The sequence below is a fragment of the Pararhodospirillum oryzae genome (genome assembly GCF_007992075.1).
Classification (GTDB): Bacteria; Pseudomonadota; Alphaproteobacteria; order Rhodospirillales; family Rhodospirillaceae; genus Pararhodospirillum; species Pararhodospirillum oryzae.
This window is the reverse complement of the sequence record NZ_BJZO01000158.1, coordinates 1-2,807: the sequence shown is the minus strand read 5'-3', so window position 1 is coordinate 2,807 and position 2,807 is coordinate 1. Positions and strand designations below refer to the sequence as shown.

Here is a 2,807-nt window from a genome sequence, read left to right as displayed (position 1 = left end):
TTGGGGAGCCCTCCTCCAAGGGCATCCAGGGCTTCACCCGATTGCCAGCCCCGCCTCCCTCGAAGGGTGGAGAAAGAAAGGCGGGAACATGAACGATGTTTAATATGCGACACCTTGCCAGCCGGATCGCGAAAGGGCATACAAAAGCAGCGGTCATTGCCCGTGACGTGCAATCCGCCCGACCGAACCTTGACGAGGGAATCAAACCATGAAGCGTCTTCTGATTGGCGCGGCCAGCGCCGCGACCATCGTCCTTTCCGGCCTCGCCGCCGCCCAGGCCGCCGAGCCCAAGGATTTCGTCGACTACCGCGTGGAATCCCTGAAGGCGGTGGGTGGCCACATGAAGGCGATGTCCACCTGGGTGAAGAGCGGCATGGACCTTCCCAATCCGGTGGCGGCGCACGCCTCGGCGATCCTGGCGGTTCTCGAAGGCCTGCCGGCCGCCTTCCCCGAGGGCACGCACGGCGTGGCCAAGAGCGAAGCCACCTCGAAGGTCTGGTCCGACCCGGCCGCCTTCAAGGCCGCCAACGACAAGGCCATCGAGGCCGCCAAGACCCTGATCGCCGCCGCCGACAGCAACGATCGCGCCGCGATCGGCAAGGCCCTGGGCGGCCTGGGTGGCGCGTGCAAGGGCTGCCATGACGACTTCCGCGACTAAAATTCCCCGGTGCCGGGGCTGACCCGGCACGAAAGGGACGCGCCCGCTCTCCGATAAAGCGACGGGCGCGTCCGTTGTTCGTGGCGCCCCCCGGGCTCCGGTGAACAAGGGCTGCTTGCCTGGGCGGCCCTGGCCGGACGACTGGTCCGGGGAGCGTCCTGCCGGGATCGGGGCGAACCTTGCCTTTCCTCTCCACCAGGTTTTGAACCCGATCCCGGTTCCAGGGCAACGGCGGGGCGGCTGGCAAGCCCCCCCGCTGCTTGACCGGGAAGTCCCGTGGGGAAGAGCGGGGGGCGAAACCCGCCCCGGTTCGCAAGAACCCGGCTTGTTTGAATACACCCGCGCAATTCTCTTGTTTCCACCCCCGACTCACCGCCATATCAGGACCCCCGGGGCCGTGTTGCGTTCCGGGGCAGGCCAGGACCCGGGGAGAGAGTGGGCATGGTGATGAAGACACAAACGGCGATCCTGCTCGCCGGCACCCTGGTCCTGGGGATCGGCACCCCGCTCCTGGAGGCCGAGGCCGCCACCAAGCGGGTCCATCTGGTGCCGCACGAGGCGCAGTACGCCCTTTCCCTGGCCCGGACCCGGCCCGGGGGCGTGGTCGGCGCGCGCGGCCAGATGAATTACAAGCTGGAAAGCACCTGCTCGGGCTGGACCATGGAAACCCGCACGACGCTGACCCTCAGCTATGCCGAGGGCGCCGACGTCGATACCGTTTGGGAATTCGTGGCCTTCGAGGCCCGCGACGGCAGCAATTATTCGTTTTTCATCCGCAACACCCACAACGGGGCTGTCGACGACGTGCTGGAAGGCGGCGCCACCCTGACCGGCTCGCCGGCCACCGGCACGGCCCGGTTCAAGCGCCCGTCGATCGATCCCGTGCCCCTGCCGGCCGGGACCTTGTTTCCCAACGCGCACACGCTGGCCATCCTGGAAGCCGCGCGCAAGGGCCAGCACTTCGTGAGCCGGACGCTTTTCGATGGCGGTTCGAAGGAAGGCCCGACCCTGGTCACGGCGGTGATTGGCCGGCCGATGGCCGCGCCGCCGCGCGCCGCCGGTCAAGACCCGCTGCTGCGCACGCCGTCGTGGCGCATGGCGATCGCCTTTTTCCCGCCCGAGGTGGACGGGGCCGCCCCCGAGGACAACGCCATCCCCACCTACGAGGTGGATGTCCGCTACCATGACAATGGCATCGCCCAGGACATGGTGCAGGATTTCGGCTCCTTCAGCCTGGCGTCGAAGCTGACCGGCCTGCACCGCCTGCCCGAACCCGACTGCTGAAACCCTTCCGCCGACGGTTATCCGGGACCAGGGAGCCCCCCTGATCCCGGACCGGTTTCCGCGCGGACGGACTTACCCCAGCTTGAACTTCAACACATCCTCGGGCATTTGCGCGTCGGGATGGTTGCGCGGGTCTGGCACCGGCGCGTCGATGCGCGTGCCCACGGGGATCACCCCGGCCCAGATCGGCAAGGCGTAATCCGCCTCGTCGTCCTCGGGCGGGCCGGTGCGCACCTTGGCCGAGGCTTCGCCCAGATCCAGAACCACGAGCGCGGTGACGGCCAGTTCCTGCTCGGTCATCGGACGCAGGCGGTCCCATTGCCCCGGGATCAGGCCATCGACGAAGCGCTGCAACTGAAGGCGCTTTTCCTCGGGATCCGTCACCGGCCGGGCCACCCCGAACACCATCACCGAGCGGTGGTTGATGTTGTAGTTGTAGGCTGAACGCGCCAGCACCAGGCCATCGATGATCGACACGCACAGGCAAACCTCCTGGCCGCTGGTGGCCTGGATCATCCGCGCCACGCGCGAGCCATGCCAGTAGAGGCGTTCGCCATCGCGCCACACCAGGGTCGGGGTGACAAGGGGCCGGCCTTCGTGCACATAGCCCACGTGGGCATGGGGCGAGGCATCCACGATGGCGTGAATCGTTTCCTTGTCGTATTTCGCAAGCCAGTGGTAGCGTTTGACCCGGGTTCGTTCGCTGGGCGGGGTGTCGGTCATCGACGGGTCCTTTCACAAAATGGGAAGCCCGAACGGGCGAGCCCAGTGTGCAGGCTCCCGGCCCCCGGCCCTAGATCCGCCGCGCGGCCAACGGATGGAACCACCGGCCCCTGGGCAATCGGGTGAACCGATTGCCCAGGAC

Annotated in this window: 3 protein-coding genes; 2 read left to right on the top strand and 1 reads right to left on the bottom strand. The window is 67.4% G+C overall.

Going from position 1 to position 2,807, the window contains the following annotated elements; translation table 11 throughout:
* The first annotated feature begins 208 nt into the window (after nucleotides 1-208).
* Both ROR02_RS16180 and ROR02_RS16175 read left to right on the top strand, forming a co-directional pair.
* Nucleotides 209-658, top strand: a complete 450-nt coding sequence (locus ROR02_RS16180; protein WP_147165074.1) for a c-type cytochrome — start codon at nucleotides 209-211, stop codon at nucleotides 656-658.
* Nucleotides 659-1,099: 441 nt separating this feature from the next.
* On the top strand, nucleotides 1,100-1,942 hold the full coding sequence (locus ROR02_RS16175) for a cell envelope integrity EipB family protein (protein ID WP_147165073.1): 843 nt from the start codon (nucleotides 1,100-1,102) through the stop codon (nucleotides 1,940-1,942).
* 72 nt (nucleotides 1,943-2,014) lie between these two features.
* Here ROR02_RS16175 and ROR02_RS16170 read toward each other — a convergent pair whose 3' ends face one another.
* Entirely contained in the window at nucleotides 2,015-2,665 is a 651-nt protein-coding gene (locus ROR02_RS16170) for a pyridoxamine 5'-phosphate oxidase family protein (protein WP_147165072.1), read from the bottom strand.
* Nucleotides 2,666-2,807 lie beyond the last annotated feature (142 nt).

What these genes read in the sequence shown, in the direction of transcription:
- ROR02_RS16175 (WP_147165073.1), top strand. Translation starts at nt 1,100, where the DNA reads ATGGTGATGAAGACACAAACGGCGATCCTGCTCGCCGGCACCCTGGTC.
- ROR02_RS16170 (WP_147165072.1), bottom strand. Translation starts at nt 2,665, where the DNA reads ATGACCGACACCCCGCCCAGCGAACGAACCCGGGTCAAACGCTACCAC.
- ROR02_RS16180 (WP_147165074.1), top strand. Translation starts at nt 209, where the DNA reads ATGAAGCGTCTTCTGATTGGCGCGGCCAGCGCCGCGACCATCGTCCTT.